The 26,049-nt window shown below is 63.6% G+C and carries 30 protein-coding genes and 2 tRNA genes; 18 read left to right on the top strand and 14 right to left on the bottom strand.

The features are described 5' to 3' along the window. Positions 1 to 168: 168 nt before the first annotated feature. The 5 genes from BBJ41_RS16955 to BBJ41_RS39190 all read right to left on the bottom strand — a co-directional run bounded on the left by BBJ41_RS16955 (position 169) and on the right by BBJ41_RS39190 (position 5,141). On the bottom strand, positions 169 to 942 hold the full coding sequence (locus BBJ41_RS16955; RefSeq protein WP_069747359.1) for a DnaJ-like cysteine-rich domain-containing protein: 774 nt from the start codon (positions 940 to 942) through the stop codon (positions 169 to 171). Positions 943 to 1,164: 222 nt separating this feature from the next. Next, the gene (locus tag BBJ41_RS16950) at positions 1,165 to 3,672 is read right to left on the bottom strand and encodes a virulence-associated E family protein (protein WP_069747358.1); all 2,508 of its coding nucleotides are present in this window, start codon (positions 3,670 to 3,672) and stop codon (positions 1,165 to 1,167) included. 260 nt (positions 3,673 to 3,932) lie between these two features. Further along, complete coding sequence (locus tag BBJ41_RS16945; RefSeq protein WP_049098132.1) at positions 3,933 to 4,316, bottom strand: hypothetical protein; 384 nt, start codon at positions 4,314 to 4,316, stop codon at positions 3,933 to 3,935. Continuing rightward, positions 4,303 to 4,845, bottom strand: a complete 543-nt coding sequence (locus tag BBJ41_RS16940; protein ID WP_049098129.1) for a phage regulatory CII family protein — start codon at positions 4,843 to 4,845, stop codon at positions 4,303 to 4,305. Before BBJ41_RS16940 ends, BBJ41_RS16945 begins: the two co-directional genes overlap by 14 nt. 83 nt (positions 4,846 to 4,928) lie before the next feature. Then, a complete protein-coding gene (locus BBJ41_RS39190) occupies positions 4,929 to 5,141 on the bottom strand; it encodes a YdaS family helix-turn-helix protein (protein WP_230951207.1) in 213 nt (70 codons plus the stop codon). Between the two features lie 55 nt (positions 5,142 to 5,196). Here BBJ41_RS39190 and BBJ41_RS16935 point away from each other — a divergent pair, with 55 nt between their 5' ends. The 9 genes from BBJ41_RS16935 (at position 5,197) to BBJ41_RS16895 (ending at position 11,612) form a co-directional block, all read left to right on the top strand. Continuing rightward, positions 5,197 to 5,934: a LexA family protein gene (locus tag BBJ41_RS16935; protein ID WP_236872037.1), complete on the top strand. Its 738-nt coding sequence runs from the start codon at positions 5,197 to 5,199 to the stop codon at positions 5,932 to 5,934. Positions 5,935 to 6,105: 171 nt separating this feature from the next. Beyond that, the gene (locus BBJ41_RS39185; RefSeq protein WP_236872036.1) at positions 6,106 to 6,384 is read left to right on the top strand and encodes a hypothetical protein; all 279 of its coding nucleotides are present in this window, start codon (positions 6,106 to 6,108) and stop codon (positions 6,382 to 6,384) included. 49 nt (positions 6,385 to 6,433) lie between these two features. Next, on the top strand, positions 6,434 to 6,796 hold the full coding sequence (locus BBJ41_RS16925; protein ID WP_069747356.1) for a beta-hexosaminidase: 363 nt from the start codon (positions 6,434 to 6,436) through the stop codon (positions 6,794 to 6,796). Beyond that, a complete protein-coding gene (locus tag BBJ41_RS16920) occupies positions 6,796 to 8,094 on the top strand; it encodes a ParB/RepB/Spo0J family partition protein (RefSeq protein ID WP_069747355.1) in 1,299 nt (432 codons plus the stop codon). Before BBJ41_RS16925 ends, BBJ41_RS16920 begins: the two co-directional genes overlap by 1 nt. Beyond that, complete coding sequence (locus BBJ41_RS16915; RefSeq protein WP_236872035.1) at positions 8,091 to 8,555, top strand: hypothetical protein; 465 nt, start codon at positions 8,091 to 8,093, stop codon at positions 8,553 to 8,555. The genes BBJ41_RS16920 and BBJ41_RS16915 overlap by 4 nt, the downstream gene beginning before the upstream one ends. Next, positions 8,548 to 8,925 carry a hypothetical protein gene (locus tag BBJ41_RS16910; protein WP_049036479.1) on the top strand — a complete coding sequence of 126 codons (378 nt, stop codon included), beginning with the start codon at positions 8,548 to 8,550 and terminating at the stop codon, positions 8,923 to 8,925. Before BBJ41_RS16915 ends, BBJ41_RS16910 begins: the two co-directional genes overlap by 8 nt. Continuing rightward, entirely contained in the window at positions 8,922 to 9,152 is a 231-nt protein-coding gene (locus BBJ41_RS16905) for a hypothetical protein (protein WP_049036481.1), read from the top strand. Before BBJ41_RS16910 ends, BBJ41_RS16905 begins: the two co-directional genes overlap by 4 nt. Positions 9,153 to 9,231: 79 nt before the next feature. Continuing rightward, entirely contained in the window at positions 9,232 to 10,692 is a 1,461-nt protein-coding gene (locus tag BBJ41_RS16900; RefSeq protein WP_156814798.1) for a ParB/Srx family N-terminal domain-containing protein, read from the top strand. Positions 10,693 to 10,694: 2 nt separating this feature from the next. After that, positions 10,695 to 11,612, top strand: a complete 918-nt coding sequence (locus BBJ41_RS16895) for a DNA adenine methylase (RefSeq protein WP_080982087.1) — start codon at positions 10,695 to 10,697, stop codon at positions 11,610 to 11,612. 14 nt (positions 11,613 to 11,626) lie between these two features. Here the strand turns inward: BBJ41_RS16895 and BBJ41_RS16890 are convergent, their stop codons facing one another. Continuing rightward, the gene (locus BBJ41_RS16890; protein ID WP_175972571.1) at positions 11,627 to 12,766 is read right to left on the bottom strand and encodes a site-specific integrase; all 1,140 of its coding nucleotides are present in this window, start codon (positions 12,764 to 12,766) and stop codon (positions 11,627 to 11,629) included. A gap of 174 nt (positions 12,767 to 12,940) precedes the next feature. Here BBJ41_RS16890 and BBJ41_RS16885 point away from each other — a divergent pair. Both BBJ41_RS16885 and BBJ41_RS16880 read left to right on the top strand, forming a co-directional pair. Then, a tRNA-Arg gene (locus BBJ41_RS16885) sits at positions 12,941 to 13,015 on the top strand. A gap of 318 nt (positions 13,016 to 13,333) precedes the next feature. Next, positions 13,334 to 13,410, top strand: a tRNA-Met gene (locus BBJ41_RS16880). A 94-nt stretch (positions 13,411 to 13,504) separates the two neighbouring features. Here the strand turns inward: BBJ41_RS16880 and BBJ41_RS16875 are convergent. After that, positions 13,505 to 14,656: a right-handed parallel beta-helix repeat-containing protein gene (locus BBJ41_RS16875; protein WP_083281886.1), complete on the bottom strand. Its 1,152-nt coding sequence runs from the start codon at positions 14,654 to 14,656 to the stop codon at positions 13,505 to 13,507. 695 nt (positions 14,657 to 15,351) lie between these two features. Between BBJ41_RS16875 and BBJ41_RS16865 the strand changes: the two genes are divergently transcribed. After that, the gene (locus BBJ41_RS16865; RefSeq protein WP_069747352.1) at positions 15,352 to 15,690 is read left to right on the top strand and encodes a hypothetical protein; all 339 of its coding nucleotides are present in this window, start codon (positions 15,352 to 15,354) and stop codon (positions 15,688 to 15,690) included. A gap of 139 nt (positions 15,691 to 15,829) precedes the next feature. Here BBJ41_RS16865 and BBJ41_RS16860 read toward each other — a convergent pair whose 3' ends face one another. Beyond that, a complete protein-coding gene (locus tag BBJ41_RS16860) occupies positions 15,830 to 16,570 on the bottom strand; it encodes an SDR family NAD(P)-dependent oxidoreductase (RefSeq protein ID WP_069747351.1) in 741 nt (246 codons plus the stop codon). 115 nt (positions 16,571 to 16,685) lie between these two features. Here BBJ41_RS16860 and BBJ41_RS16855 point away from each other — a divergent pair, with 115 nt between their 5' ends. Further along, entirely contained in the window at positions 16,686 to 17,300 is a 615-nt protein-coding gene (locus tag BBJ41_RS16855) for a TetR/AcrR family transcriptional regulator (RefSeq protein WP_069747350.1), read from the top strand. 36 nt (positions 17,301 to 17,336) lie between these two features. On the opposite strand, the gene eco is transcribed toward BBJ41_RS16855, so the two are convergent. Then, entirely contained in the window at positions 17,337 to 17,840 is a 504-nt protein-coding gene (gene eco / locus BBJ41_RS16850; RefSeq protein ID WP_069747349.1) for a serine protease inhibitor ecotin, read from the bottom strand. Between the two features lie 143 nt (positions 17,841 to 17,983). Between eco and BBJ41_RS16845 the strand changes: the two genes are divergently transcribed. Then, complete coding sequence (locus BBJ41_RS16845) at positions 17,984 to 18,307, top strand: hypothetical protein (RefSeq protein ID WP_069747745.1); 324 nt, start codon at positions 17,984 to 17,986, stop codon at positions 18,305 to 18,307. Between the two features lie 194 nt (positions 18,308 to 18,501). Here the strand turns inward: BBJ41_RS16845 and BBJ41_RS16840 are convergent, their stop codons facing one another. After that, entirely contained in the window at positions 18,502 to 18,903 is a 402-nt protein-coding gene (locus BBJ41_RS16840) for a hypothetical protein (RefSeq protein WP_083281913.1), read from the bottom strand. Positions 18,904 to 19,020: 117 nt separating this feature from the next. On the opposite strand from BBJ41_RS16840, the gene BBJ41_RS16835 reads away from it, so the two are divergent. Continuing rightward, the gene (locus tag BBJ41_RS16835) at positions 19,021 to 19,401 is read left to right on the top strand and encodes a DUF5594 family protein (protein ID WP_069747347.1); all 381 of its coding nucleotides are present in this window, start codon (positions 19,021 to 19,023) and stop codon (positions 19,399 to 19,401) included. 185 nt (positions 19,402 to 19,586) lie between these two features. Continuing rightward, positions 19,587 to 20,954, top strand: a complete 1,368-nt coding sequence (locus BBJ41_RS16830; protein WP_069747346.1) for an MFS transporter — start codon at positions 19,587 to 19,589, stop codon at positions 20,952 to 20,954. A gap of 16 nt (positions 20,955 to 20,970) precedes the next feature. On the opposite strand, the gene BBJ41_RS16825 is transcribed toward BBJ41_RS16830, so the two are convergent. The 3 genes from BBJ41_RS16825 to BBJ41_RS16815 form a co-directional block, all read right to left on the bottom strand. Then, positions 20,971 to 21,570 carry an AAA family ATPase gene (locus BBJ41_RS16825; protein WP_069747345.1) on the bottom strand — a complete coding sequence of 200 codons (600 nt, stop codon included), beginning with the start codon at positions 21,568 to 21,570 and terminating at the stop codon, positions 20,971 to 20,973. Continuing rightward, complete coding sequence (gene otsA, locus BBJ41_RS16820) at positions 21,563 to 22,984, bottom strand: alpha,alpha-trehalose-phosphate synthase (UDP-forming) (protein ID WP_069747344.1); 1,422 nt, start codon at positions 22,982 to 22,984, stop codon at positions 21,563 to 21,565. The genes BBJ41_RS16825 and otsA overlap by 8 nt, the downstream gene beginning before the upstream one ends. Before the next feature lie 138 nt (positions 22,985 to 23,122). Then, positions 23,123 to 23,320 carry a hypothetical protein gene (locus BBJ41_RS16815; RefSeq protein ID WP_069747343.1) on the bottom strand — a complete coding sequence of 66 codons (198 nt, stop codon included), beginning with the start codon at positions 23,318 to 23,320 and terminating at the stop codon, positions 23,123 to 23,125. Between the two features lie 246 nt (positions 23,321 to 23,566). On the opposite strand from BBJ41_RS16815, the gene BBJ41_RS16810 reads away from it, so the two are divergent. After that, positions 23,567 to 24,157, top strand: coding sequence for a hypothetical protein (locus BBJ41_RS16810; protein ID WP_197680889.1), 591 nt, complete (start codon positions 23,567 to 23,569; stop codon positions 24,155 to 24,157). Then, a complete protein-coding gene (locus BBJ41_RS16805; RefSeq protein WP_069747341.1) occupies positions 24,154 to 24,648 on the top strand; it encodes a hypothetical protein in 495 nt (164 codons plus the stop codon). The genes BBJ41_RS16810 and BBJ41_RS16805 overlap by 4 nt, the downstream gene beginning before the upstream one ends. A 51-nt stretch (positions 24,649 to 24,699) precedes the next feature. Here the strand turns inward: BBJ41_RS16805 and BBJ41_RS16800 are convergent, their stop codons facing one another. Further along, a complete protein-coding gene (locus BBJ41_RS16800) occupies positions 24,700 to 26,037 on the bottom strand; it encodes an ABC transporter ATP-binding protein (protein ID WP_069747340.1) in 1,338 nt (445 codons plus the stop codon). Between the last annotated feature and the right edge of the window lie 12 nt (positions 26,038 to 26,049).

Below are 26,049 nucleotides of genomic sequence, written 5' to 3'. Positions count from 1 at the left end.
CCCAACAGATCCCGACAGACAGTTATCGTTGTTGGTCGCGGCGCTCCCGCGATTCAGTACGCCTGTCGGGCGAAGGTTGCGACACGAGTATGCGGTCGCTCATTTATCCAGTGACGCGGTAAAGGATGTGCAGATTTTAAGCGATCCGCTCTTGAAATGGAATACGTTTCATCCTCGCAATTGTCGACGCAATGTGTCGTACACCGATCCATCGACCGTATCCAGCAGTGCAAGCATGTCGTGAAAGCGCCACGACCAGTTCTTCCGATACTCGTCGAGCGATACGCCGAGCGCATGCGCCCGGCCAGCGTCGTCGACCTGCCGCTTGCCGGAACCGGAACAGCAGGGGCATATATGCCGGCCCTTCGAATCCGAAGCCGGCGACGCCGCGATCCGCCCCATCCCGCCGCAGTCGTCGCACGGTTCGTATTCCCGAAAGACCAGCGGCCCATTGCGCCCCTCGAAAAACGGGATACGCTCCTCTGACACACACACCTTCCCGCTGCCTCCGCACACATCGCACGCGTGCGTTGACGTCGTGACGGCACGCGCGCGACGCACGACGCCTCGCCCTTCACACTCGGCACACTGGTCGTTCACCCACTCGTCCAGCAACCGCAGCGCGAACCGCTCGATGATGTCGGCCTTCGAACGCTCTACTGCATGCCCCGCACGTTGATCGCGACGCTCGTCGCGCGACAGGCCCGTGAACCGCGCACGCTTGAATCGGCCCGACGTCCGGATCATCTGCGCCAACAGCAAGGTTGCACGTCGAACCATCGCAGGCGTCGGCAGCGGCCCGGCCTTGATTCGAGCCAGCAAGCTCCCGAGATCGTTCGCAAAGGCGAGCGCGCCCAAAGTAACTTTAGGATCGGCAATCGGGTCGGTGAACTGACCACGAACGCTCATCGCAACGCCCACCCGCTCTTTCAAATCGATCATCACTCTCTCCTACTCGTCCTAATGTCTCAATGTCCCAAGGGAAAAGGCTTGCAGGGGTGCGCGCCTGCGACATGCGCGACATGCGCCGCTCACGTCGCGCATGTCGCGCCCCCGCACCCGCGCCCGAGACCGCGCCTTGGGACATTGGGACATGGGACGTCCGCAGCGCGCCAAGACGGGGCCAGTGGCGCGCTTGCCGTGAAGGCACGGCGCGCCACGCGATCACAACGGACTGTCGTCATCACCCGCTGCGACCAGTTCGCGCTCCGCTTCCGGCTCTTGCTCTTCCTTCACGTAGTACCAACCGCGCGATCCGGTCGACTCGCGCTTGCGCACCCAGCCGAGCGACTTCAACGCCTTGCCGATGCGGCGCTGCTCGGCCAGCGTCCATTTCGACGTATCGAGCTTCAGGATGTCCGCGAGGATTTCTTCCATCGTCGTGCGCGAGACGAATTCCAGGGCTTTGGCGATCTTGTCCTCGTACACGTCGCCTTCGTAGCGCTCCGCCTGCTCGATCTCGAACAGCGGGCGCTCATGCTCTTCGACGTGCCACACGACGCCCGAGCGATACAGGTGCACGGCTTCCGCCCAGAGCTGATCACGAACGGCCACAATGCCGTCGATGTCGACCAGCCCGCCGACACGCAGCGGCCAGTAACGCCGGTTGCCCGATTCGTCTTTCAGGTACGTGTCGAAGTTGACCGAGCCAGCGAACACGCACTGACGCGGGACGTCCGTCGCCCGCTTGCCGTAGAAGTTGCGGAACCGGTCGACGGCCGTCGCGAAGAAGCTCTTCACCGCCGAGGAGTCGGCCTTGTTCAACGAGTCCAGCTCAGCAAGCTCGATCACCCACTTCCCGGCCAGCACCGCGTACGTGTCCTTGTTGCCGATCTGGATCGGCGTATCGGTGAACCACGGAGCGCCGGCCAGCACCTTCAGCGCCGTCGATTTGCGATGCCCCTGCTTGCCTTCGAGGATCAGGACGTTGTCGACCTTGCAGCCCGGCTCCATCACGCGCGCGACGGCGGCGATCATCCACTTCATGAACGCGAGCTGCACATACTCGCTGTCGGCAACGCGCAGGTATGTCGACGGCATCGTGCGCACACGCGGCACGCCGTCCCATGTCAGCCCTTCGAGGTATTCGCGCACGTCATGGAAGTGCTTCTCGTCCGCCACCAACAGAACCGCGTTCATCACGATATCGGTGCGCACCGAGAGGCCGTAGCGCTGCGACAACCAAAGCGCGCAGCGCTGATCGTCCATGTCGGTCCACTCGCCCTTCACGCCTTGCCGGAACGGCGGTGCCTTGCGCTTCATCACGCGGCCACCGAAGTCGTCCTGCTCGATGACGCCCTGCCACGCTTTGTGATTCGCCAAGATCATGTGCACGTTGCCGAGCGTCGGCAGCAGCGTGCCCTTGTCCGAACGCGCGAGATCCTGCTCCCATGTGTGCGCGCCGTTCTCTGCCTCGCGGCCATCCCATTCCGGCTGTTTTGCGGCAGCGGACGTCGCGGCGGATTTCGTCGGCGTATCGTCCGCGGTCGCCACCGCAATCGTCGCCGGCCGGATCTCTTCGTTCGCTGGCGCGATGACGCGCAGGATTGCCGCCTGCACTTGCGCTTCGACTGCCTCGACGCCCTCTTCGACGTGCAGGTCGTTGAAGTCGGTCAGCTTGCGCTCGCCGCGCTTGGCGAATGCCGGATAGACGACGCTGACGTCGTCGACCGTCGCTGCCGCCTCGTACGCGCGCTTCAGGCCCGTGTTCTCGAAGCGCTTACGGCGCAACGGCATCACGTCGTTTCCGTAGCTCACCTCGACATACGGCACGCCATTGTCGTCACGACGGCGTGACACGGCGACCATGTACCACGTGTTCTTCGCCTCGATCCGCACCGGGTCGGCACCAAACACCAGTTCCCCCCGGAACGCGAACTCGTCGGCGAGCCAGTCGCGCATGCGCTGCTCGATCTTCCAGTCATCGTCGGCGCAGACAAGCACGTGCACGTCCGGATACGCTGCACGCAAATACCGAACGGCGGGAAGAATCCCGCCCGCATCGAAGCAGACTCTGACGGCGAACGCCTCGTCGACCGCCATGCGGATCGATCGTGCGGTCGCGTACCCTTCGGCGACCAGCACGATCTGGTCGTCTGCACCGACGTCGCCGAGCAGATACGACGCACCCTTCTTTTCCATGCCCTTGTTGAAGCGCTTCGCACCGTCCGGGGTGATCTTCTGCAGGCCGACGAGCCGAGTATCGTCGCCGTACTGATACATCGGCACGAACATTGTGCCGTCCGCGTCGAAACGTACGCCTTCGGCCGTGATGCGCTTGCGTTCAAGATAGGCGGACTCGCCATGCTCTGCCGCACGCCCCCACTGATCGCGCGCGCGGTTCGCGGCGAGCTTCGCCTGACGCGCATCACGCTCGGCCTGCTCGCGCTCGGCGGCCTCCTGCCGGCGACGCGTCTCCGCGAGCACTTCGTCACTCAGCGGTGCACCGCTCCACTCGAATCGCTCTGTGCCCGGATCGTCGCCGGAGAAATGACCGAACGTGCCGCCATAGCCAATGACGGCACCCTTGCTGATGATCTCGCGAAGCTGATACCAGTATTTCTTGCGCGGCCCATACCGATGATGCTTACCGTCCGCGACCGGATGGCCGGCAGGCAGGTCGGGATGACCCGCAGCGCGCAATTGCTGAATGATCTGGTCCAGTGTCGCCATACAAAAATTCCCTCGATCAAAGTTACTTTGGCCGCATGTCGCGGCCAGATCACAATTCGTTGAATGGTTCCGTGCTAACTCGCACGCCGAGCGGTCTCCAGCTCGATGAGACGGCGGTCGCGTTCGACCTTGTGAGAAAAACTTCGCCATACGGCACGCCCCGCCGCATAGCACTGCCGCCCGCTCGGCGAGCGGCTGTACTGCGATGTGCTGCGTCGCAACGCGCTACTGATCCCGTTCACGTTCACATGTGTCTCCCGTTATTTGCCGCGCAGTCGACGCCATTCCGCCGACATGAGATCGTCGAACGCGGCAAGGTCCAGCGCGCAGAGACGATCGGTAAGCTGGTCGCGGAACGCGTGACGTTCCGCCTTGGTCGCGAGCGCGGCGCATGCGCGCGCAGCTCGCTCGATGAACAGGCGCACGCGCCCGGCTGCGTTCGCTTCCGCAAGAATCGGAGCGAGGCGATCGGGGAACGTGGCGATCAATTCGGACAGCAAGCGCCCCGTTTCGGCGGGGGCATACTCGAATCGGGATGCGAGCGTCGTGACAGCGCACGCCGATTGCTGCTCAGGCGAGCAGCAAAGGCCGATGTGCTCGCGGTCGGGCCGGCAACAACCCATTCCGGGCTTAAACCGTTCCATGACGACGACGGCGACGTGCAGCGAGGTTGCGGGCAGCATGGATCAAGCGCTGGAACAGACGCTGGCCCTTGCGGCCAGTCGCGATGATCTTCTCCGCGTCGTGATCGTCGATCCGCTGATCCGCCAGCGCGCGTGTCACGTCGTCAGCCACAAGACCGACATGCGCCTGCAGGTGCAGCGCCGTCGATACAAGACGCAGCGTGCCGGGTTCGCTGACGTCGTCAGCGGCGTGATCGTCGACGTGCTCAGCCACCAAACCGAATCGCGAATTCAACGCATGAAGCGCGTCGAGCGCGTACGCCTCGCCGTCTGCCTTTTCCTGCATCCACTCGATCAGCAGCTCGAACATTTCCATCGACAAGCGACTGTCGCCAACACCACGCAGGCGAAGGCGAAGCGATTCCGGTGTGATGTTCTTACCGCGCCGAATTGTGAGGTGGTTCGCCGCGTCGGCGACGCCGCCGGGCGTGTTGCGAACGGACGTATAGAGGACGTCCAGCCATTCGGTACTGTCGTATCGGCAGGTCATAACGTTTGAGATCGGAGCGTTTCATCCTGTCGCGACGCACGAAACGTCACTAGGATTCGAGATGTGCGATCGAAACCGCACCGTTAGCTGTTGCAGACATGCGTTGCGCTTGGCGATGGCCCCGATTGGCGGACGAAGGCCCAATCGACCCGACTGTTCAGCTCCTCACATCGCACGGCACCGTGGCAAAGCTGCTCAATTGGAGGGCAGTGTTCAGCCGGCACCCGCCGGCCCGCCTGCTTCCATTGCTGGACCGCCGCGCGAGTCACGCCAAGGTGATCTGCAAGCGACTGCATAGTCAGCCCGGCCGCTTTGGCGGCCCGATCCAAGGGGTGTTCAACGATGTTGTCCATGAGCTTCCATCATCAGCACAATGATAGAAATTCTAACATTCAAAAGATAGAAAATATAGCCATGCGTGCGCAAGATTTTCTTACCATTGAGCGTATGGACATCGGTGAATGGATAAAGGCGAGCCGCGAAGCTGCCAGCCTCAAGCAAGATGAACTCGCGGAGCGATTGGGGAAGACGCGCGGCAACGTGTCAGCGTGGGAGAACGGCCGTCACGAGCCAAGCTTCGGCCAGATTCTTGAGATCGCACGTATTACCAAGCATGCAATCCCCATCCCCGGCGTTGCGGGTACGCCCATTGGGAACGTTGTCCCGGCGAATGTCGGCACGCGTCGCATACCGCTGATCAGCAGCGTGCAAGCCGGCCTGATGAGCGAGGCAATCACTCCGTTTCCACCTGGTGGTGCGTTCGAGTACCTGCTAACCGATCTAGAGCTATCGGACCATGCGTTCGCCCTTGAGGTAGAGGGGGAATCGATGGCACCGGAGTTTATGCCCGGCGATAGAATCATCGTTGAGCCAGCCATTGCACCTAGGCCGGGCGACTATGTCGTCGCAAAGAACGGCAAAGAAGAAGCCACATTCAAGAAGTACAGGCTTCGTGGCGTGAGTACGACTGGCGCGGAAGTGTTTGAGCTGGTCCCCCTGAATTCCGACTATCCAACGATAAATAGCGAACACGAACCCGTTCGGATTATTGGCGTGATGGTTGAACACCGTCGATATCGCCGGCGATAACCCGCTCCCCCGCAGTCCCGCTTCGGCGGGATTTTTTTTGCGCACCCACCCCTGACTATTGCCTGCTCGATCTCAATAGATAGATTTTCTACCCACGAAGGATAGTTTTTCTTGCGTATCACTGGATAGAAAATCTATCATCCTCACGTCACAACCTATCGTGAGGAACTGATGAATCGCGAACTTCCTGAACTGCACGCCTCGCAACCCGCCGCTCATCACTGTCAAGCGAGCTGCCTGATCGATTGCCAGTTCTACGACCGTCAAGAATGGCTCCGCGACGAGCAAACACCCCGCATTACCCCGTCCGAGCCGGCACGCCAAAGCAACTTTGAAAAATCGAAGATCTTCCGCTGGACGGTCGTCGCCGTCCTGCTGTTTGTCGTCGTGAACGTGTTCCAGGACGATCCGGTAGTCGCTCCGACAACCGCTTATCACGTCAGCGTTTAAGCCGCCCCGACCTGCCGGGGCGTATGGCCCCGGCGTCATGGAGACCACCATGCCGCGAATCAAATCCCCAACCTTCCCCCTCGTCGACATCGAGCGTCGCGACACCCTCTCAATTCGCACCATCACGCGTTACGACCGGAACGCACGCCGTCCGTCGACCCCGATCCTCGTCGGCAAGTACATCGTCGGTCGTCGCCCCATGGCCGATAGCGTGCATACCGAGTACCTGATCCTTGACGGCACCGAAATCGCCCACAAACAGATCTCGATCCCGAGCGAAGGCGACTGCGCCGATGCGATCAAGCGCCTGCGAGACGCAAAGCGTGCGGCGGGCATAGCGGCATCGAACGCGATCGATAAAGCGAAGAACGCCGGCAAGCCGCGTGCCACCGCAGCACCGGAGGTTGCGTAATGGACGACCGCACGCAACAGCTCGACCTGACCGCGCCGATCCCGACCGGGAGCGCGAAGGCAGCAGCGGCCGCTGCGGGCGCAACGTCAGCGGACCTGTGGATGGTCCCGTACGGCCAACTTCATTACGACCCGTCCGACAACATCCGCCCCGTTGATCCCGAATGGGTGACGCACCTTACTGCCCTCATCATCGAGAACGGATACGACAAGGGTTCGCCGCTTCATTGCTACGCGCGGAAGGTCGCAGGCAAGGATCTGCTGTTTGTATACAAGGGGCAGCACCGCTACCTTGCGGCCGGCAAGGCGATCGAAGCAGGCAAGGACATCGGCAAGATCCCGGTCGTCGTCCGTGACGCCAAGACAGTCAACCGCGCCGAAATGGTGATCGACGGCTATCTCAGCAACAACGGCAAGCAGTCGTCGCCGCTTGATCTGGCCGCTGCCGTCGCCGAGCTGCGCGACATTCATGGCATGACGCTTGCCGCCATCTGCAAGCGCTTGAACGTCACCGATCAAACGATCCGCGACGTCGGTCTACTCGAACGGGCACCAGCCGAACTGCATCAGCTCGTACGGAATGGCCAATGCACCGGCACATTGGCCATCGAGCAGATCCGCCTGCACGGCGGCGACAAGGCGCTCGAACGGATCGCGTCGGGCCTTGCGAAAGCGAAGGAAGTCGGCAAAAGCAAGGTCACGAAGAAGCATCTGGCCTGTGACACAAAGCCTGCTAAGCAGGCCGCAGCAAAAGCAACGAAGATCAGCGATGCCACTGCAAAGCAACTTTTGCAGGCGTTACAAGCGGTCCTGCACGACCCGGTTTTTGGCAAGCTTTCGCCCGGAACGATTCGAGCCGTCCATACGGCACTCTCGCCGCTCACCGATCTCCTCGATACTCCGCAAAAAGCACGGATCTACCCCGTGACGGCACCGGATCAAGACGGTCGCTGCGTCGCGGCAGATACCCTTCGCTCGCCCAACAGCAAGCGGACGAAAAAGCCGATCGCGGAGATCTACGTAGCCCAACCGAAAGCAGATCAGTGGATTTGCGCGGCTATGTACAACTTCGGGGACAGCTTCGCATCGACGCCACTGAAGTTCGGCGCAGGCACCACGACCTACGCGACGCGAATGCAAGCGGCACAGGAAGGTGCTCGATGGCTTAAAAAAGTTCTCGGCCACGAGAACATCAAGCGCCAGAAAGACCTTCCGATCGTCCTGCAATGGCTCGATGACATTCTGCAGTCTCCCGATCCCGACTGGACGCCGGATATGGCGCAGGAGGTAGCGAAATGATCTCGCGCCCGGCCCTTTCTACCCCACGTCCGCTGCCGCGAAAGCGGGAACACGCGAAGAAACGCCCTGCGCTCGCACTGGCGAGCGTCGACGGTACTTCGATGCAGTCGAACAGCAGCGGGCGAACGCCCGCAACATCGATCCAGAACGACGATGCGCCGCTTACGCGGCGAAAAACAATCCAGAGGAACAAAGCCTTGGCGGACACCCGCCAAGGCAGGCTCACGCGCCTCGATTCCCTTCGCATCGAGATCCGCGGGTTGATCACCGAGATCTCGCACGCGGCCGACGTCGAGCTGCTGGACCTGATGGCCGATGAGATCGGATCGTTCGCTCGCCACAAAGCCGCGCCGGACGCGCGCACCTGGGCCGCAACCGCCGGCATCACGCTCGAAACCGGCCTCATGCAGCTCGCACGCGCGCTCCCCAATTCCATCACACCGGGAACTCAACATGACTGATCAAGCTCTCTATGCCGCACACGTCGCCAAAGCTCGCGAGATCGTGGTTGCGTCCGTGAAGCGCCTGCGTGCCGCTCACGTCGACTGCACCGAACTGATGGAGCAGGCAGAGCGATACCTTCATGCGACACGGGCAATCGACCACTTCCACGCCGTCTACGATGCTGACCTAGCCTTCGAGCCGAATGATCAGCGGACGATCGCAGGTCTCGCGAACGTCGGCAGCGCGCTTTTCGAGTTGCTGTCGCCGGCGATCCCGTCGCACACCCCAGACGAGGCGCTGGCTGAAGCCATCAACCACCTAATCAACATGCGCGCCGAAGCGCGACTTTTTCCCGCACATAACCAGATGAACGGGAGGGCGCTGTGAGCCTGCTGACCCGCGCTTACATCCTTGAGAAGTACGGCCCCCGCATGACGTTGGCGCAGCTCGCGCGGCTCCTGCTGATGTCGGAGGGAACCATTCGCAATCAGATCAGTGCCGAGACATTTCCGATAGCTACATACAAAGAAGGAGGCGCGCGCTTTGCGCCGTACGACGCTATCGCGGACTACCTCGACACCATGTCGGAACGAGCGCGACAGCGCGCAGGCTAACGTTGTTCGGGCGGCTATGGCGCGCCAACGAGATATGATATATACCGTCACGACTAAAAACCACGTTTCCGGGGCAAACATGGCGGCAAAATCCCACTGGACCACAGCAGAGATCGATCCAAGAACGATCCAACTTGACCTTCAAAATCCACGCATCGAGCTGAACAGCGACGCAGACCAAGCGGAGATCCGCCTCAAGCTCCTGAAGCTTGAGGGCGTTCTAGAATTGGCTCGCGGGATTGCAAAGAACGGCGGGCTCTTTCCCGGAGAGCGCGTCATCACTGTAGAACAGGACGGCAAGCACATTGTGCTTGAAGGCAACCGTCGGATCGCTGCTTGCCAAATGCTTCTTCGCCCTTCATGGGTTCCTGCGGAGTATGCCGACCGCTTCCCCGTTGCTAGTGCTGCGCTCAAAGCTGCTTTGCGGTCCATTAGCGTTGATGTCGCCCCGACCCGCGAAGCCGCCGATCCGATCCTGCAAAAGCGCCATACGGAGCAAGGTGCAAAGCCGTGGTCTCCCGTCGCAAAGATGCGCCGTGCGGTACGCATGCTCGAACGCGCGTCTATCGAAGACGTCGCAACCGCGCTCGGAACGACGCCAAGTGCAATCCGAAAGCTGGTGAAGCCCTATCGCCTACTCCAGTACGCGCTTAACCTAGATGTATGGACGGCCGATGAGCTGGCAGTTCTCGAGAACGAAAAGCTCGTAACAAACCCGTACACGCGCTTCTTCACGCTCAAAGATACCCTGCGCATCTTGCGCCTCTCTTTCGATGCTGACCAAAACCCCGTGAGCCAACTGCCGCCAGAGGTCTTTCGTGAACAGATGATCGCGATTGCGCGCGACTTCTTGCTCCCCGACCCTGTCCGGGGACGTCCACGTTACGACACGCGCACGCAACCTCTCGCCTACTTCGAACGATTCCTGAAAACGCCGGCTGGCAAGGCGGCAATGGACGTTCCGGCCGCACCGAAAGGAGCTGCTGCTCCGGCCGACACGCCTGCGGCTCCGCCGACAGCGAACAGGCCGAATGCACAGCCGACCCCGCCAGTTGCGCCTTCTCCTACACCGGCGGCCGGAGCGGCGAGACCGAAGACACCGAAAGCATCCGTGTTCTTTGAGAACCTGGAATGCCACGTTCTCGATGACAATCTTATAAAGCTCACTCAAGAGATCAAGAGGATTGATCACGCGAAGCTGCCCATCGCTGCGTCGCTGATGATGCGCGCGCTGTTTGAGTGCGCGCTGGTGTTCAAGATCAAACAAGTAAAAAAGTGGGGCGAACTCATTAAACAAGCCCCGAAGCCCGGTTGGGATCCCGGGCTCGGCGATCTCATTAATTTTGCGAAGAATTTTAATAACGGCGTCTTCACCGAGAACAACATCTGCAAAGTTCTCGGGAGCCATCACACACAGCAGGCAAAAAGTTACCTCGACGCGATGACGCATATCAAATATCAAGGCATTGATGTCAATGCTTTAGAGACATATGCAAACCATCTGCGCGGCACGATCAAATATATCTTGGAAGGCAACTGACGATGGCTAAAAGGAATAGCCCCCTCCCTCGGCACGAGCCAATGAGTCCACTACGCTACCCCGGTGGGAAAGCACGGCTGGCCGCTTACATTAGTGGCGTAATCGAGGAGAACTACCTTAACGGATGCACATTTTACGAACCATTTGCCGGCGGAGCATCAGTTTCGCTGGAGCTGCTTCGACTTGGGTTCGTGAGTGAAGCCGTCCTTATCGAGAAAGACCCTTTGGTCTTTGCATTTTGGTGGTGCGTCTTCAACCAAACTGATGCTCTCTGTGCCGCCATCGATGCGTGCCCAGTGTCGATGGAAACATGGCTCCAATTGCAGCCTATCCGGGACGTTACTGACCCGAACGATGGCCGCTACACACTGCTGCAACTTGGAACTGCCGGACTGTTCTTTAACCGAACCAACTTTTCTGGCATCATCGGTGCGGGACCAATTGGCGGTGAAAAGCAGGCTTCAGACTACAAGATCGACTGTCGCTTCAATAAAGAAAAGATAATTCGGCAAATTCGAGCAGCGGCTGCGTTCTCCGACCTCGTGAATGTCAATTGGGGTGACGCGATATCGTTCATGCAGGCCAATGCCGAGCAGCTTACCACGGGCTTCACGTTCGTCTACGTTGACCCGCCTTACTATCAACAAGGGCGTAAGCTCTATCGTCATCACTATGATGATGCAAATCACGCGGAGCTCGCTGCGTTTCTTCAAAACCAAGGCTATCCGTGGCTGCTAAGCTACGATGACCACCCCCGTATTCGAGAGCTTTATGCGAACAACACGGTCCAGCCGATTTACCTTGATTACAACGTCAAGTCGAGCCGAACCGCTCAAGAGCTCGCGATTTCGAACCTCGTAATTCCTATTCCGGTATACGAAGGGTCTCCACAATTGTCCGAAGCCGAAGTCGACGCGTAAGCCGGACCATTGGGTCACCCGCCGTTCGCGAGCTTCAGCTGCCCCTTCTTAGCAACCTGATCCGGCCGCAGATTCGTGTAGCGCTTCAGGTTGCGCCAATCCTTGTGGCCTGTCACGGCCGCGACCTCCGGAATATCCCACCCGCCCTCGAAGAGCGCACTCGTCGCTTCGTGCCGCAGATCGTGCAGCCGAAGGTCGACGATGCCTTTGTCGACGCAGGCCAGCTTGAAGTACTTGCTCGCGGTGCTCTTGTCGAACCGAAAGATGTACTCGTTCGGATGCGGCTCGATCTTCGGGTCCGCCTTCCGCTTCGCCTCGTATGCAGGCGGCACCGGATATCGCGCCTGACGCAGCAGCACTTCGAGCGAGTCGCCGATCAACGGCACCCACTCGTCGTTGCCCTTCTTCTGTCGCGGATGTTTGCGATCGCGGACGAGCGCGAGCCGGCGCTCAACGTCGAGATCCGACCACGTCAACCGAAATAGCTCGCCACGCCGGAATGCGCTTTTCATCGCAACGCGGATAACATCCGGCACCGCCTGTTCGCGCTCCGGATGCTCGGCAAACCACTCGAAGATCTTCACGATCTCTTCACGCGTCGGCCGCCGATCGCGATGCTTCCCCGGCCCGATGAGCTGCAGGTGATCAAGGGTCGGCCGCGCAATGCTCGGAGCGTGCGGCAACCGCAGGTCGAGCAGCGAGGCCATGTGTTTGTACACCGTCCCGAGCTTGGATATGTCCATGTCGATCGTGTACTGCCCCGCACCCTCTTTCTTTCGCTCCTGGGCAAACTTGACCAGGCGCTTGGTCGATAGCTTCGCCGCCACCTCATCATCAAAGTGACTTTGCAGCCGCTTGAGCATGTAGTCTTCGTTCGACTTCTCGGCGACCGGCCGGCCGGAATCGTTGCGAGCGTTTCGATACAAGCGCACCAACTCGCCGACCGTGATCGTCTGTTCATCGACGGCGGCCTGCCCCTTGTCGATACCGCCCTCGATTTCTCGCGCCCATGCTTCGGCCGCGCCCTTAGTTCGAAACGTCTTTGCTATACTCTGTCCCCGCCGGCGGACTTGAGCACGCCAGCGGTCGCCGATCTTGAGGATCGAAGCCATGAAACACCCCGTTTGTGGACTGTAGCAATGCGTCATCCACATACGCTGCTACAGGGTCGATTTGTAGCAGAATTGTAGCAGGCGGGGCGTTAAACTATGCTTCACAACCCGTCATTTCGCGTCATACGTGGAAAGACGGAAATCCCGGAAAGGCACACGGGACAAGGATAAGAGCCTGATTCACAAAGGTTCAGTCCATCCCGCTCAAACTATCCGCTCCCCGTAGTTCAATGGATAGAACAAGCGCCTCCTAAGCGCTAGATACAGGTTCGATTCCTGTCGGGGGGACCAAAGAGCCTCCATGGTTTCATCCCCTCCCCCGCAAAAACTGCGTCACGCCTGACTGGTTGTTTCCGGAGCGCCGCAAAGCTCCAAAACGATCGCCCCTCCTGTTCCCGAGTTCTCAATTACGCACGCGGAACACGAACGCCAGCTTCTCATGTACCGCGCCGACAGCAAGAAGAAGCGCCTGGTGTCGAAGCGATCGCTGAACGGAAACACTCGACACACGCCTACAATCGCCCCATCGACTCCGATGAACCGCCTGCTCCGTTCAACGCGAATCAACGATCGATTGACTCTCCACACCAGTGCAAGTACACTTCGCGCCGCGGGGTGGAGCAGTCTGGCAGCTCGTCGGGCTCATAACCCGAAGGTCGTAGGTTCAAATCCTACCCCCGCAACCAACATCGAAGCCCGCTCTGCGAAAGCAAGCGGGCTTTCTACTTTGCGCGCTCGCATCATGCGGCCTCGCAAGCAAGCCATCACCAAACAGCCCCTTCACTGCATCAGCCCCGTCCTGACCTGCGGCATCAAGCTCGCGTTTGCACCGGTCACGGTAAACGTCCCCGCCGCCGACGCCCCTGCTGGCAACGCCAACGCGACGCCATCCGCCAGCGCATTCGTATTGACGACGATCTGGCTCGCCGCGCAACCGCTCGTCAGCAACGACACCGGCGTCCCGGCAATCGACGAGAACGTGTTGCCGGTCACATCGAACTGACACACGTTCCGGTACGCACGAAAGCCCGCATAGCCCGACCCCGATACACGGTTGCCCGTGACCGCGACATACGAGACCGTCCCCGACCACGTATCCAGTTCGATCGCGCCCTGCTGCGTCGGCTGCAGTCCGTTGTTCACATTCGAATTCTGGATGTTGGTCACGACGTTGCCGCTGATGACGACGTTCGTCGCACCGTACGTGTTCGCGGGGTCCTCCTGCGCGACGAGGATGCCCGCCGCCTTCTGCACGCCGTCGACCGTGTTGTTCGAAATCGTCACGGCCTGTCCGCCGACCACGGAAATGCCGCGCCCCCAGTAGTTGCCCGACACCGAGTTGTGGTCGATCAGCACGTTGCCGCTGATGTGGCCGTCGGCCAGGTAGCTGACGACGGCGATCAGGTCGTCGCCGGTGCCCGTCACCGTGTTCTGCTGCACGAGCACGTTGGTCGAACCGTAGGTCGCATGGATGCCGTCGGCCAGCGTCGCGCTCACGGTGTTGCCCACGATCGCGACATCGCTACCGCCGAACACGAAAATCCCCGCGCCAGCGCCGCCCTGGATCGTCACGCCGAGCACCTGGACGTCCGTGCCCGTCACCTCCACCTTGGTCGACCCGGGTGTCGTCAGCCGCGTCGTGCCCGTGCCGACCAGCGTCACGCCCACGAGCGTCGAACCGGCACCGCTCATCACGATCGTCTGGTCGGCGGGATTCGTCGCGACCAGCGTCGCGCCGTAGCCGGAAATCACCGCCCCGCGCATATTCACCGTGAGCGTATGCCCGACGACATAGCGGCCAGGCGAGATGACCAGACGCTGGCCCGCTTTCAGGCTGTCGAATGCCTTCTGCAGCGCGTCGGCCTGATCGCTGCCGTCGGTGGCCGGATAGACCGTCACGTCGGCGACGAGGGCAGGCTTTGCCGGATTCATCGGCGCAACCGACGCGCCGGCAGTGCCGGGCGTCGATGCGGAATTCCCTGCGCTCGAAGATGAAGAAGGTGTGCCGGGCGTCGCGCCGACAGTACCAGTCGTCGATGCAGAATTACCTGCCCCCGGAGATGAAGAAGATGCGCCGGGCGTCGGACTGGCAGGATTGGTCGTCGAAGACGAGGTACCGGATGTCGCGTTACCCGAATTGCTTGCCGATCCAGGCGTAATTACAACGGTTTGCGCGGCAGACGACGCACCGCCATCCCCTCCGCCGCACGCGGCGACACACAGGCAAAGCGCAGTCATCATGGTTCGATCGATCGTACGCATGCCAATTTGTCAGAGTCCGAATTGGCGTCATCGTAAGTAGCGTCAAACCGTTTGTAAATGAATTCCTGCGACAGATTATTTCGCACTCCATGCAGGCACTGGACGTGACGCGAAACCAGTGCGAAATCTCCATCACGGTGTCATCGACGCGTGCGCTGCATGGGTCTGGATGCCCCGGATGGACGCCCCCCCACGCCGACGCAACACACGAAAAAACGCTGCCAGTGCACCGGCACTTCGATTGCCGAAACCCGCTCTCCCCGCGTCGATTCGGCCGACGCCCCACATGCAGCATGCGATCGAATCGGCCCGGATGTGAACATTGCGTAGAATCCCGAAGCTTCACACGCTCGCGGATTCCAGAAATGATTCGAACGATCGCGGCACTGGTCTCGCTATCGGCCATTGCCCTTGACGCAAATGCCACCGAACCAGACATCACGTCAGCCACCGCCCTACAGCGATTCGTGAGCCCCGGCATCGCGAACGTCACGGGCGCGGCGAAACCTCGACCGGAGAGCGCTTCACCCGACGACCGCTGCAAGGAACTGACTGCCGGCATCGACGCCACGATTCACACACCCGACCGCGGCCAGAAAGTCGTGCGCGGCATCGGCCCGGACGGGCAACCGCGCAACGAACTGCGCGCCTACGACAAACGCGCCGATCTCGAAGCCGCGCAGCGGCAGCTCGGCTGCCGGTAACCGAAGGCGAGAACGACCACGACGACACCCTGCTTGCCGCGTCGCGGTCGCTTCTCTTCAACGGCTTCCCGCTGCACCGAAGGCCGCGTCATCATCTGCATGACATCGCCACGCGGACCACATCACCGGACACCCGCACTCACGCATTCGCGCCGCCATCGATCGTCAACCCGGTCCCGTTGATCGACCGCCCTTCCGGCCCAACCACGAATGCAACGAGCGCCGCGACGTCATCGGCCTTGCCGTACTGCGGAATCGCCATCCGCGAACGCTGCGCGCTCGCATGCTCCCCGTCGGCCGGATTCATGTCGGTATCGGTCGAGCCCGGATGCACGATATTGACCGTGATGCCGCGCGAGCCGAGATCGCGCGCGAGCCCCTGCGTCCAGCCGATCAGCGCGGCCTTGCTCGCCGCATAGAGGCTCATCCCCGCATCGGGCACGCGCGTCGCGAGACAACTGCCGGTCGACACGATGCGCCCGCCCTCCCCGAGATGCCGGGCCGCCGCCTGCGACGCGACGATCACCGCGCGCACGTTCACGTTCAGCGTCGCGTCGATATCGTCGAGCGTCATCGTGTCCAGCGTCCCTGCCCGGAAGATCCCCGCGTTGTTGACCAGGATGTCGAGCCCGCCGAGCGTCTCGGCGGCACGATCGACCGCATCGCGCACGGCGACCGGATCGGCGCTGTCCGCCTGGATCGCGACGGCCCGGCCGCCCAGCGCCTCGATGCCGGCGACGACGGCCTGCGCCCGCTCCGCGGATTTTTCGTAAGTGATCGCGACGTCCGCGCCATCGGCCGCCAGCCGTTTCGCGATGGCCGCACCGATACCGCGGCTGCCGCCCGTGACGAGTGCACGTTTGCCCTGAAGTCGGTTCATATCCGTTCCTTTCTCCATTTATGTAACAGTCGACACAGAATGTGGCAAGTTGCGCGGCGCTGTCAATTGAATTATTTTATCGATCGACACAGAAATAACCGAAGGAACGGACGCAATGGCTGAACGAGGCCGACCGAGAAGCTTCGACAAGGAAGCGGCGCTGGATCGCGCGATGGAGGTGTTCTGGCGCCTCGGCTACGAGGGTGCGTCGATGGCGGACCTGACGGCCGCGATGGGCATCGCGTCGCCCAGCTTGTATGCGGCGTTCGGCAGCAAGGAAACGTTGTTCCGGCAGGCGCTCGAGCACTACAGCGCGACGGAGGGACGGGAAATCTGGAACGGTGTCGAGCACGCCGGCAGCGCGCACGACGCCGTGCGGAACTACCTGATGGACACCGCGCGCGTGTTCACGCGGCGCTCGAAGCCGGCCGGCTGCCTGATCGTGTTGTCGGCGCTGCACCCGGCCGAGCGTTCCGATACGGTCCGGCAAACGCTGATCGCGATGCGCGAGCGCACGGTCGATGCGCTGCGGGAGCGCCTCAGGGAAGGTGTCGCAACCGGCGAGATCACCGTGCATGCGAACCTCGACGCAATCGCGCGGTACTACGTGACGGTTCAGCAGGGCATGTCGATCCAGGCGCGCGACGGCGCGAACCGGCGCGACCTGGAGTCTATCGCGCAAGCCGCGCTCGCCGCGTGGCCAGCGCTGGTCGGCGCAAGCGGCGCGTAGCGGCAGGACGCCACTGCGCGCAACCGCGCCGGCTCGTTATTGCTTCGCTGCGTGCTGCACGTCCTTCGACGCATGCCACACGCGATAGCGCACCTCGAAGCCGTCCGGCACGTAGACGACGAGCGGCAGGCGGCTGTTGTAACGCAGTAGCTGGCCGTCGCCGCGCACCTGCACGAAGCGTTGCTGCGGCGCCTGGCCCGGGCACGCCATCAGCGTCGACGCCGGCCCCTTCACGTCGGCCAGCCGGTAGTACGTATAGCCCCAGCCCTTCACGTCCTCGGCGGTCAGCTCGCCGCCGAACCACTGCTGGTTGCAGTCGGTCTGCAGCGTCTTGCCGATCATCAGCTCGACGCGCGCATCGCCCTCGTCCTCGAGCGCGGGCAACGCGATCACGACGCGCTGCTGGCCGGCCGCTGCCTGCGGAAACATCTTGATCGACTCGGCCGGCACGACGGGCGCGGACGCCGGCCCGGCCGCGCACGCGGCGGCGGCAGTCGTCACGCAGAAGGCGGCCAGCACGGCCCGGATCGCGAATTTCATCGATGTGCTCCTGAAAAACAAATGAGCCCCGGATGCTAACACTTTCGTCGCAAGACCTTACGGCGCTGTAATTTCACGACACAATTGCAAACAGCCGGCAATCCCCTTGCACGGTACTTATAGGGGAACTCATGGAGAACATCATGCTGAAGCTCATTGCTGCGGCCGGCGTCGCGACCCTGCTGGCCGGCTGCGTCGTCGCTCCGGACGCCGGATACGGCTACGGGCAGCCCTACTATTCCGATCCCGGCTACGCGTACAGCCCGTCTCCCGTGTACGGCACGGTCAACATCTGGGGCGGTGGCGGCGGACGCGACTGGGATCGCGGCCGGCGCGACTACCATCGCTGGGACGGCGATCGCGGCAACCGGGGCAACGGCTGGGGGCGCGGCGGCGGACGCCGCGGCGACTGGAACGACGGCGGCGGCGGCGGGCGCGGTCATGGCGATGGCGGCCATCGCCACTGACGTGCAATTGCAACCGTTTGTATCCACGCCCGGCCCGCCGACGGCCCGGGTGTCATGCAACCGAACGAACGGCGGCGCAAAAAACCAAGGCCCTCGCATGAAGCGAGGGCCTTTTGTCGTCCGGTCCGGCGAAGCGATTTTCAGGTGACGCCGACGAACCGGCGCCGCCCCCGTTCGCGCGTCGCCCGCCCGCCTTACCAGCCTGCCGGTTGCGCGTAGCCGCGCGACACGGGCGCGCCGCACACATACGCGCGCTGGTAGCGGTCGTAGCAATAGTTCGGGCCGTCGTCCTGATACTGCGCCTGCTGATAGGTCGGATACGCAGGCTGCTGGTACGCAGGCGCCTGGTAGTACGTCGGCGGCTGATAGGCCGGCGCCTGGTACACGGGCGCCTGATACGCGACGGGCGGATTCAACGCGGACGTCACGATCGCGCCCAGCACCGCGCCGCCGATCAATGCGCCGATGACGGCGCCGCCGTCGCGGCCATGCGCGGACGCCGGGCCCGCCACGGCGAGCGAACCGGCGAGGACACACACTGCGGCAATCTTTTTCATGATGGACTCCCACGCGAAGTGGTACTGGATGCGATGGATTGTGGCTGCACGCGGCCGTAATAGATGCAGCAAGTGGTAACGCGCCATTACGCGTGTCACGCATACCGAAACGCGTCACCGCCGTGCTACGATTTTCGGCACACAGGAGACGCCTTCATGCAGCCCGAAACCGCCCGCCGTTTCGATACCGAATTCGCGCCGCGCATCGCGCAGGCGATCGCCGCCTTCTTCGCCGATCACGTGCAAGCCGACGTCGTCCCGTACGGCGGGCACGGGCAACCGACGCGCGTACAGATCCGCAGCGCGGCGCACGAGCACGTGAGCGGCTTCGTGCATCCGCTGAACCTCGAACTGACCTGGGACACCGACGAAATCGAGCGGCTGATGGAGCCGGACGGCCCGCAGCGCTTCGAGCACTACCTGGCCGCGCTGCCGAGGAAGCTGGGCGCATGGCAGAGCGCGCGCGACATCGATCTCGCGTCGCGCACGCAGGCCGCCCCGCTCGTGCGGCTCGGCGGCCTCGATTTCGAGGGCTGAATGCTCGCGCCGGCCGGCAGCCGCGCGCGCCCGCATCGCGCCATGCGGCCCGGTGATACACTCGATCGGCCCCGATCCGGCGCAGCCGCACCGGCCGGGCCGTCCATCGCCGCCTCCACCTGCGAGCATGGTTGCGCACGCAACCGGCAACCGGGCGCGCGGACAACCACGCTCTCGCTCCCGTCATGAACGCCGATACCGGCCTGCCGCTACCGCAACGCTACTGGGCGATCGTCTGCGTCGCACTGGGCATCACGCTCGCCGTGCTCGACGGCGCCATCGCAAACGTCGCGCTACCGACCATCGCGCGCGACCTCCACGCGTCCGACGCCGCGTCGATCTGGATCGTCAACGCGTACCAGCTCGCGGTCACGATCACGCTGCTGCCGCTCGCGTCGCTCGGCGAACGGATCGGCTATCGCCGCATCTACATCGGCGGGCTCGCGCTGTTCACCGCCGCGTCGCTCGGCTGCGCGCTTGCCGGTTCGCTGCCGATGCTGGCCGTGATGCGCGTGATCCAGGGGTTCGGCGCGGCCGGCATCATGAGCGTCAACGCGGCGCTCGTGCGGATGATCTACCCGTCGTCGATGCTCGGGCGCGGGCTGTCGATCAACGCAATGGTGGTGGCGTTGTCGTCGGCGATCGGGCCGACGGTCGCATCGGCGATTCTCTCGTTCGCGTCGTGGCCGTGGCTGTTCGCGGTCAACGTGCCGATCGGCATCGCCGCGGTACTCGGCAGCGTGCGCGCGCTGCCGGCCAACCCGCTGCACGACGCGCCATACGATGTCCCGAGCGCGCTGATGAACGCGTGCGTGTTCGGCCTGCTGATCATGGCCGTCGACGGGCTCGGTCATGGCGAAGGCCACGCGTATGTCGCGGCCGAGCTGATCGTCGCATTCGTCGTCGGCTACTTCTTCGTGAAACGCCAGTTGTCACAGCCGGCGCCGCTGCTGCCCGTCGACCTGATGCGCATCCCGATGTTCGCGCTGTCGATCTATACGTCGATGGCGTCGTTCACGTCGCAGATGCTCGCGTTCGTCGCGCTGCCGTTCTGGCTGCAGAACTCGTTGGGCTTCTCGCAGGTCGAGACGGGCCTCTACATGACGCCGTGGCCGCTCGTGATCGTGTTCGCCGCGCCGCTCGCGGGCGTGCTGTCGGACCGCTATTCGGCCGGCATCCTCGGCGGAATCGGGCTCGCGCTGTTCGCGGCCGGGCTGCTGTCGCTCGCGACGATCGGTGCGCACCCAGGCACCGTCGACATCGTGTGGCGCATGGCGCTGTGCGGCGCGGGCTTCGGGCTGTTCCAGTCGCCGAACAACCGCGCGATGCTGTCGTCCGCGCCGCGTGAGCGCAGCGGCGGCGCCGGCGGCATGCTGAGCACCGCGCGACTGACGGGCCAGACACTCGGCGCGGCGCTCGTCGCACTGATTTTCGGGCTCGCGCCCGATCACGGGCCGACGATCGCACTCTATGTCGCCACGGCATTCGCGGCGATAGCCGCGGTCGTGAGCATGCTGCGCATCGCGTCGCCGCAGCCCGACACAGCAACGTGACGCCGGCGCACGCGCATCAGGCCGCGTCGAGCGCGTCCAGCACGAAACGCACGCGCGCCTTCACGCTCACGCGCGGCAACTCGATCAGCCGGTAGCCATACGCCGTGTAGCACTCGACCATCGCGTCGTAAGTGCGCACGGCTTCCGCGAAATCCTGCCGGCGCTCGGTGTCCTGCGCGTAGATGTCGGGCCACGGCGGCGCGATGAAGACGCGCCGGTGGTAACGGAAACGACGCGCCGCGGCTTCCGCGTGCGCGGGCACCGCCAGCCCCGTCAAGCGCAGGTAGCCAACCACGTCCGGCACGCCGCGGTCGAAGAACACGGGGCCGCGCGCGTGCTGCGCGAGATGGTACGAACGCATCTCCCAGCTCAGCATCAATTCGGCGAACGCGGCCGGGTCCCGCCACGGCAGCGCGTGGCCGTCGACGGCCATCTGGTCGCGAATCACGCCGCGCCCGGCCTCCTGGGAACGCGCGAAACCGGCGCGCTCGAGCGCATCGAGCAACGTGCTCTTGCCCGAGCCCGGGCCGCCCGTCACGATGAAGAAACGGCCGGTTGCATCGTCGGTCGCGTCCTCCCCGGCCCCGGCACCCGCTCGCTGCGCAAACTCACACATGCGCAATCCGCCGGCCCGCACGCCGCGTCACCGACGCGGCCGCCGCGACGCTGCGCAAGTCGGCGACGAACGTATCGCGCCAGACCGACAGGTCGTTCTCGCGCAGCCGCGCGAGGTTCTCCTCGTGACGCGCCTGCCGCTCCGCGAGCGGCATCGACAGCGCCCGCTCGAGCGCCTCGGCCATCTGCGACAGGTCATACGGATTGACGAGGAGCGCGCCGGTCAGCTCGGCCGCCGCACCCGCGAACTCCGACAGCACGAGCACGCCCGGATCGGCCGGATCCTGCGACGCGACGTACTCCTTCGCGACGAGATTCATCCCGTCACGCAGCGGCGTCACGTAGCCGACCTGCGACATCCGGAAGAACGCCATCAGCAGGTTGCGCTCGTATTTGCGGTTCAGGTACTGGATCGGCGTCCAGTCGAGCTGCGAAAAGCGGCCGTTGATGCGGCCGGCCTCGCCTTCGAGCGTTTCGCGAATGTCCTGGTAGGTCTTCACGTCGGCACGCGTCGGCGGCGCGATCTGCACGAGCGACACGCGCCCCTGCCACCCCGGCGCATTCGTGAGCATCCGCTCGAACGACTGGAAGCGCTCGACGAGGCCCTTCGAGTAATCGAGGCGATCGACGCTCATCACGAGCTTGCGGCCGTCGAGCGCCTCGCGCAGCATCTTCACCGGCTTGCGCGAACCGTACTGGACGGCCACCTGCGCGATCGCGTCGGGATGCACGTCGATCGGATAGGCGGCGACCTTCACGACACGGCCGTGCGCATGCAGCATCCCGTCGTCGCTCGCCGCGCCGATTCCGCGCCGCTCGATGTAGTCGGTGAACGCCTGCTTGTCGGCATCGGTCTGGAAACCAGCAACGTCGTATGCGCACATGAACTTCACGAGCTCCTCGTGCGGCGGCACGAGGCGCAGCATGTCGGGCGACGGAAACGGGATGTGCAGGAAGAAGCCGATCGGGTTCTTCACGCCGAGCTCGCGCAGGAAATGCGCAAACGGCAGCAGGTGGTAGTCGTGCACCCAGATCAGGTCGTCGGGCCGCAGCAGCGCGGCGAGCTGCTTCGCGAGCATCGCGTTCACGCGCAGATAACCCGCGTACTCCTGCCGGTCGAAGCGCGCGAGATCGCCGCGGTAATGAAACACCGGCCACAGCGTCGCATTCGAGAAACCGCGGTAGTACTGGTCGTAGTCGCGCCGGGTCAGCCCGACCGTCGCATAGGTGACGTTGCCGTCCCGTTGGATCGCGGGCTCGGCGTCCGGCGCACCGACGATCTCGCCGTTCCAGCCGAACCAGACGCCGCCGGTTTCCTTCAGCGCGTCCATCACGCCGACGGCGAGGCCGCCCGCGCTCGGGCGCGTGTCCTCGCCGGCAGCGACACGGTTCGATACCACGATCAATCTGCTCATGCGGCTTCCCCTCCTCGATTCGATTGGCTGGCGCGCGGCGCGCGCCACGACGGGCGCGGCGGCCCGAAGGCGGCCGCGCGGCGATTCAGATCCGAGAAATGCAATGAAATACGGCGATGGAATGCAACGACGACGAGATCAAGCGTCCTGCTCCTGACCGAGGTCGCGTTGATAGTCGAGCCCTTCCGGGCGGGCGCCGCCCTGGTTGTGATCGCCGTCGGACGGCGTCTCGCCGGGCGCGCCGGCGGGCGGTGCCGGCGGCGCGTCGGTCGGCGGACGCGAACGATCGGCCTGAGCATCGGGCGGCCGGGGCGAAAACCGTTTCGAACGACGCATGGCTGGGTGTCTCATATGCGGCGCGGCTCGAAGCCGTCGGAGAAACATTCCATAACAAAACAGTCTAGGTCGGTTCCTCGCATGCCAAGGTAACAATTACCTTCAATTTGTAACGTTTCGACCCTTCGTCAATCATCTGTTCGACAATTGCGCCGCGCGCACGCGCGGCATGCCGTTTGGCGATTTGTCAAAGCTTTGCATTTTTCCTATGACAATTGCGAAACAATGACGCGACATGGGGCGCGCATGCGTCACCGCTCACCCAGACAGGACTTGCATTCAGGGATGAACATTCGTTTTGAATCGCCGCGCCGGGCCATGCCGGCGCGCGTCGTGCTGGCCGCGATTGCCACGGCCGCACTGCTGTCCGGCTGCAACTCGCTGTACAGCGAAGGCGCGACAGCCGGCGCCGGTATCGCGGGTGCCGCGATCGCTTCCAAGGTCACCAACAACGCGGCCGTCGCGACGGGCATCGGCCTCGGCGCCGTCGCCGGCGCGCGCGCGGGCGTCCAGTACACGCAGCGCGTCGCGCACCGCTACACGCAGGAGCAGATCGCGAAGGCGGCCGGCCCGCTCGACGTGGGCGGCGTCGCGCCATGGTCGACGCACCACTCGTCCCCGATCGAGGACGACGAGCAGGGCCGCGTGACGGTCAGCCGGATGATCAGCATCGGTCCGCTCGACTGCAAGGAAATCGTGTTCGCGGTCGACACGCCTGCGAAGGCCGACAAGGCCGCGCAATCGGCGTTTTACGTGGCCACGATCTGCCGCGACGGCCCCGCGTGGAAATGGGCGTCGGCCGAACCGGCAACCGAACGCTGGGGCGCGCTGCAATGAGCGTCGCGATCCGTATCGCGGCGATCGGCGCGCTCTGCGCGGCGACGGCCGCACTGTCGGGCTGCGGGTCGGTCGGCGCGGCGAGCGGCGCACTGGCCGGCGCGGCGACGGGCCTCGTCACCGCGAACCCGGCAGTCGGCGTCGGCGTCGGGATTGCCGTGCAGGCCGCGACCGACGAGGCCGTCAACCGCACGATGAAGCAGCTCCATCAGAACCAGCAGGACGCGATCGCGAAGACGGCCGGCAGCCTGGCCGTCGGCGAAGTGAAGCCGTGGAAGGTGAAGAACACGCTGCCGCTGGAAAACGGCGAAGGCGAAGTGCGCGTCACGCGCGCGTATTCGTCGGCGCTCGCGCTGTGCAAGGAATTCGCGTTCTCGGTGAAGGACGGCGACAAGGCCGACTGGTATTTCGCGAATGCGTGCCAGCAAGGCACGCACTGGAAGTGGGCATCGGCCGAACCGGCGGTCGACCGCTGGGGCAACCTGCAGTAACGCCGCGGATGGCGCACGCGGATGCCGGGCCGTGCGGCCCGGCGCCTTCGATCAGGACTCGACGTCCTCGAGGCTGAAGATCTCGGTCTGGTCGTTGTACGAGAAGATCTCGCCGTAACGGCCCCAGTCGATCACTGCGTCGAGCGTTTCCTCGGCCGCGCCGTCCGACAGAAAATCCTCCAGCTCCTGCTCGAAGCGCACGCGCGGCGCGCGGTGGCCCGGGCGTTCGTTCAGCACCTTCTTGATCCGCGCGGCGAGCGGCACGTGCTTCAGCAGGTGATCCGCGAACATCAGCTTGCGTTCCTGCGTGCCGAATTCCGCGAACACGCGCCCCGGCGGCGTCAGGAACACGTCGCCTTCCCGCACGTCCGCGAAACCGAGGTACTGCAGCACTTCGGCGATCGGGAACAGGTCGTCGACCTCCAGATGCAGCGTGCGCGCGATTTCCGGCATGTCCGCGCGGCCGTGGTACGGCGCCATCGCGAGCGTTTCGATCAGGCCGGCCATCAGGTTGGTCGACACCTGCGGCAGCCAGCTGCCGAGCTCGAGCCCCTTCTTCGTCGCCTCGTTGGTCTGGCGGGCCGTCATCTTCGCGTAGATGTCGTCGACGAGCTTGCGGAACGCCGGGTCGAGCCGGTTGCGCGGATGCTTGAACGGCACCTTGATCTCGGCGATCACGCGGCCCGGGTTCGACGACAGCACGAGAATCCGGTCGCACATGAACACCGCTTCCTCGATGTTGTGCGTGACGATCAGCACCGACTTGATCGGCATCCGGCCTTGCGTCCACAGGTCGAGCAGGTCGGTACGCAGCGTTTCGGCCGTCAGCACGTCGAGCGCCGAGAACGGCTCGTCCATCAGCAGGATCGTCGGATCGACGACGAGCGCGCGCGCAAAGCCCACGCGCTGGCGCATGCCGCCCGACAACTCACGCGGATACGCGTTTTCGAAGCCGTCGAGACCGATCAGGTCGATCGCGGCGAGCGCGCGCTCGCGCCGCTCGCGCGCACCGACGCCCAGGGCTTCGAGGCCGGCTTCCACGTTCTGCAGCACCGTGAGCCACGGAAACAGCGCGAAGGTCTGGAACACCATCGCGACGCCTTCGGCCGGGCCGTTCAGCGGCTTGCCGAGATAGGTCACTTCCCCGCCGGTCGGCTCGATCAGGCCGGCGATGATGCGCAGCAGCGTCGACTTGCCCGAGCCGGAACGGCCGAGCAGCCCGACGATCTCGCCTTCGCGCAGCGACAGGTTCGCGTCGTCGAGCACCAGCAGCTCGCCTTGCGTCTTGTTGAAACCTCGGCAGACGTGATCGACGCGCAGGATTTCTTCACCGAGGCGCGGCGGCTGGGACGTCTGGACGGGGGCGTTTACAGCATTCGGATTGTGCATCGCGTTTCGCTC

The sequence above is a fragment of the Burkholderia stabilis genome (assembly GCF_001742165.1).
Classification (GTDB): domain Bacteria; phylum Pseudomonadota; class Gammaproteobacteria; order Burkholderiales; family Burkholderiaceae; genus Burkholderia; species Burkholderia stabilis.
Note: the sequence above shows the minus strand (reverse complement) of the source record. Positions and strands in the feature narration are given on the sequence as shown.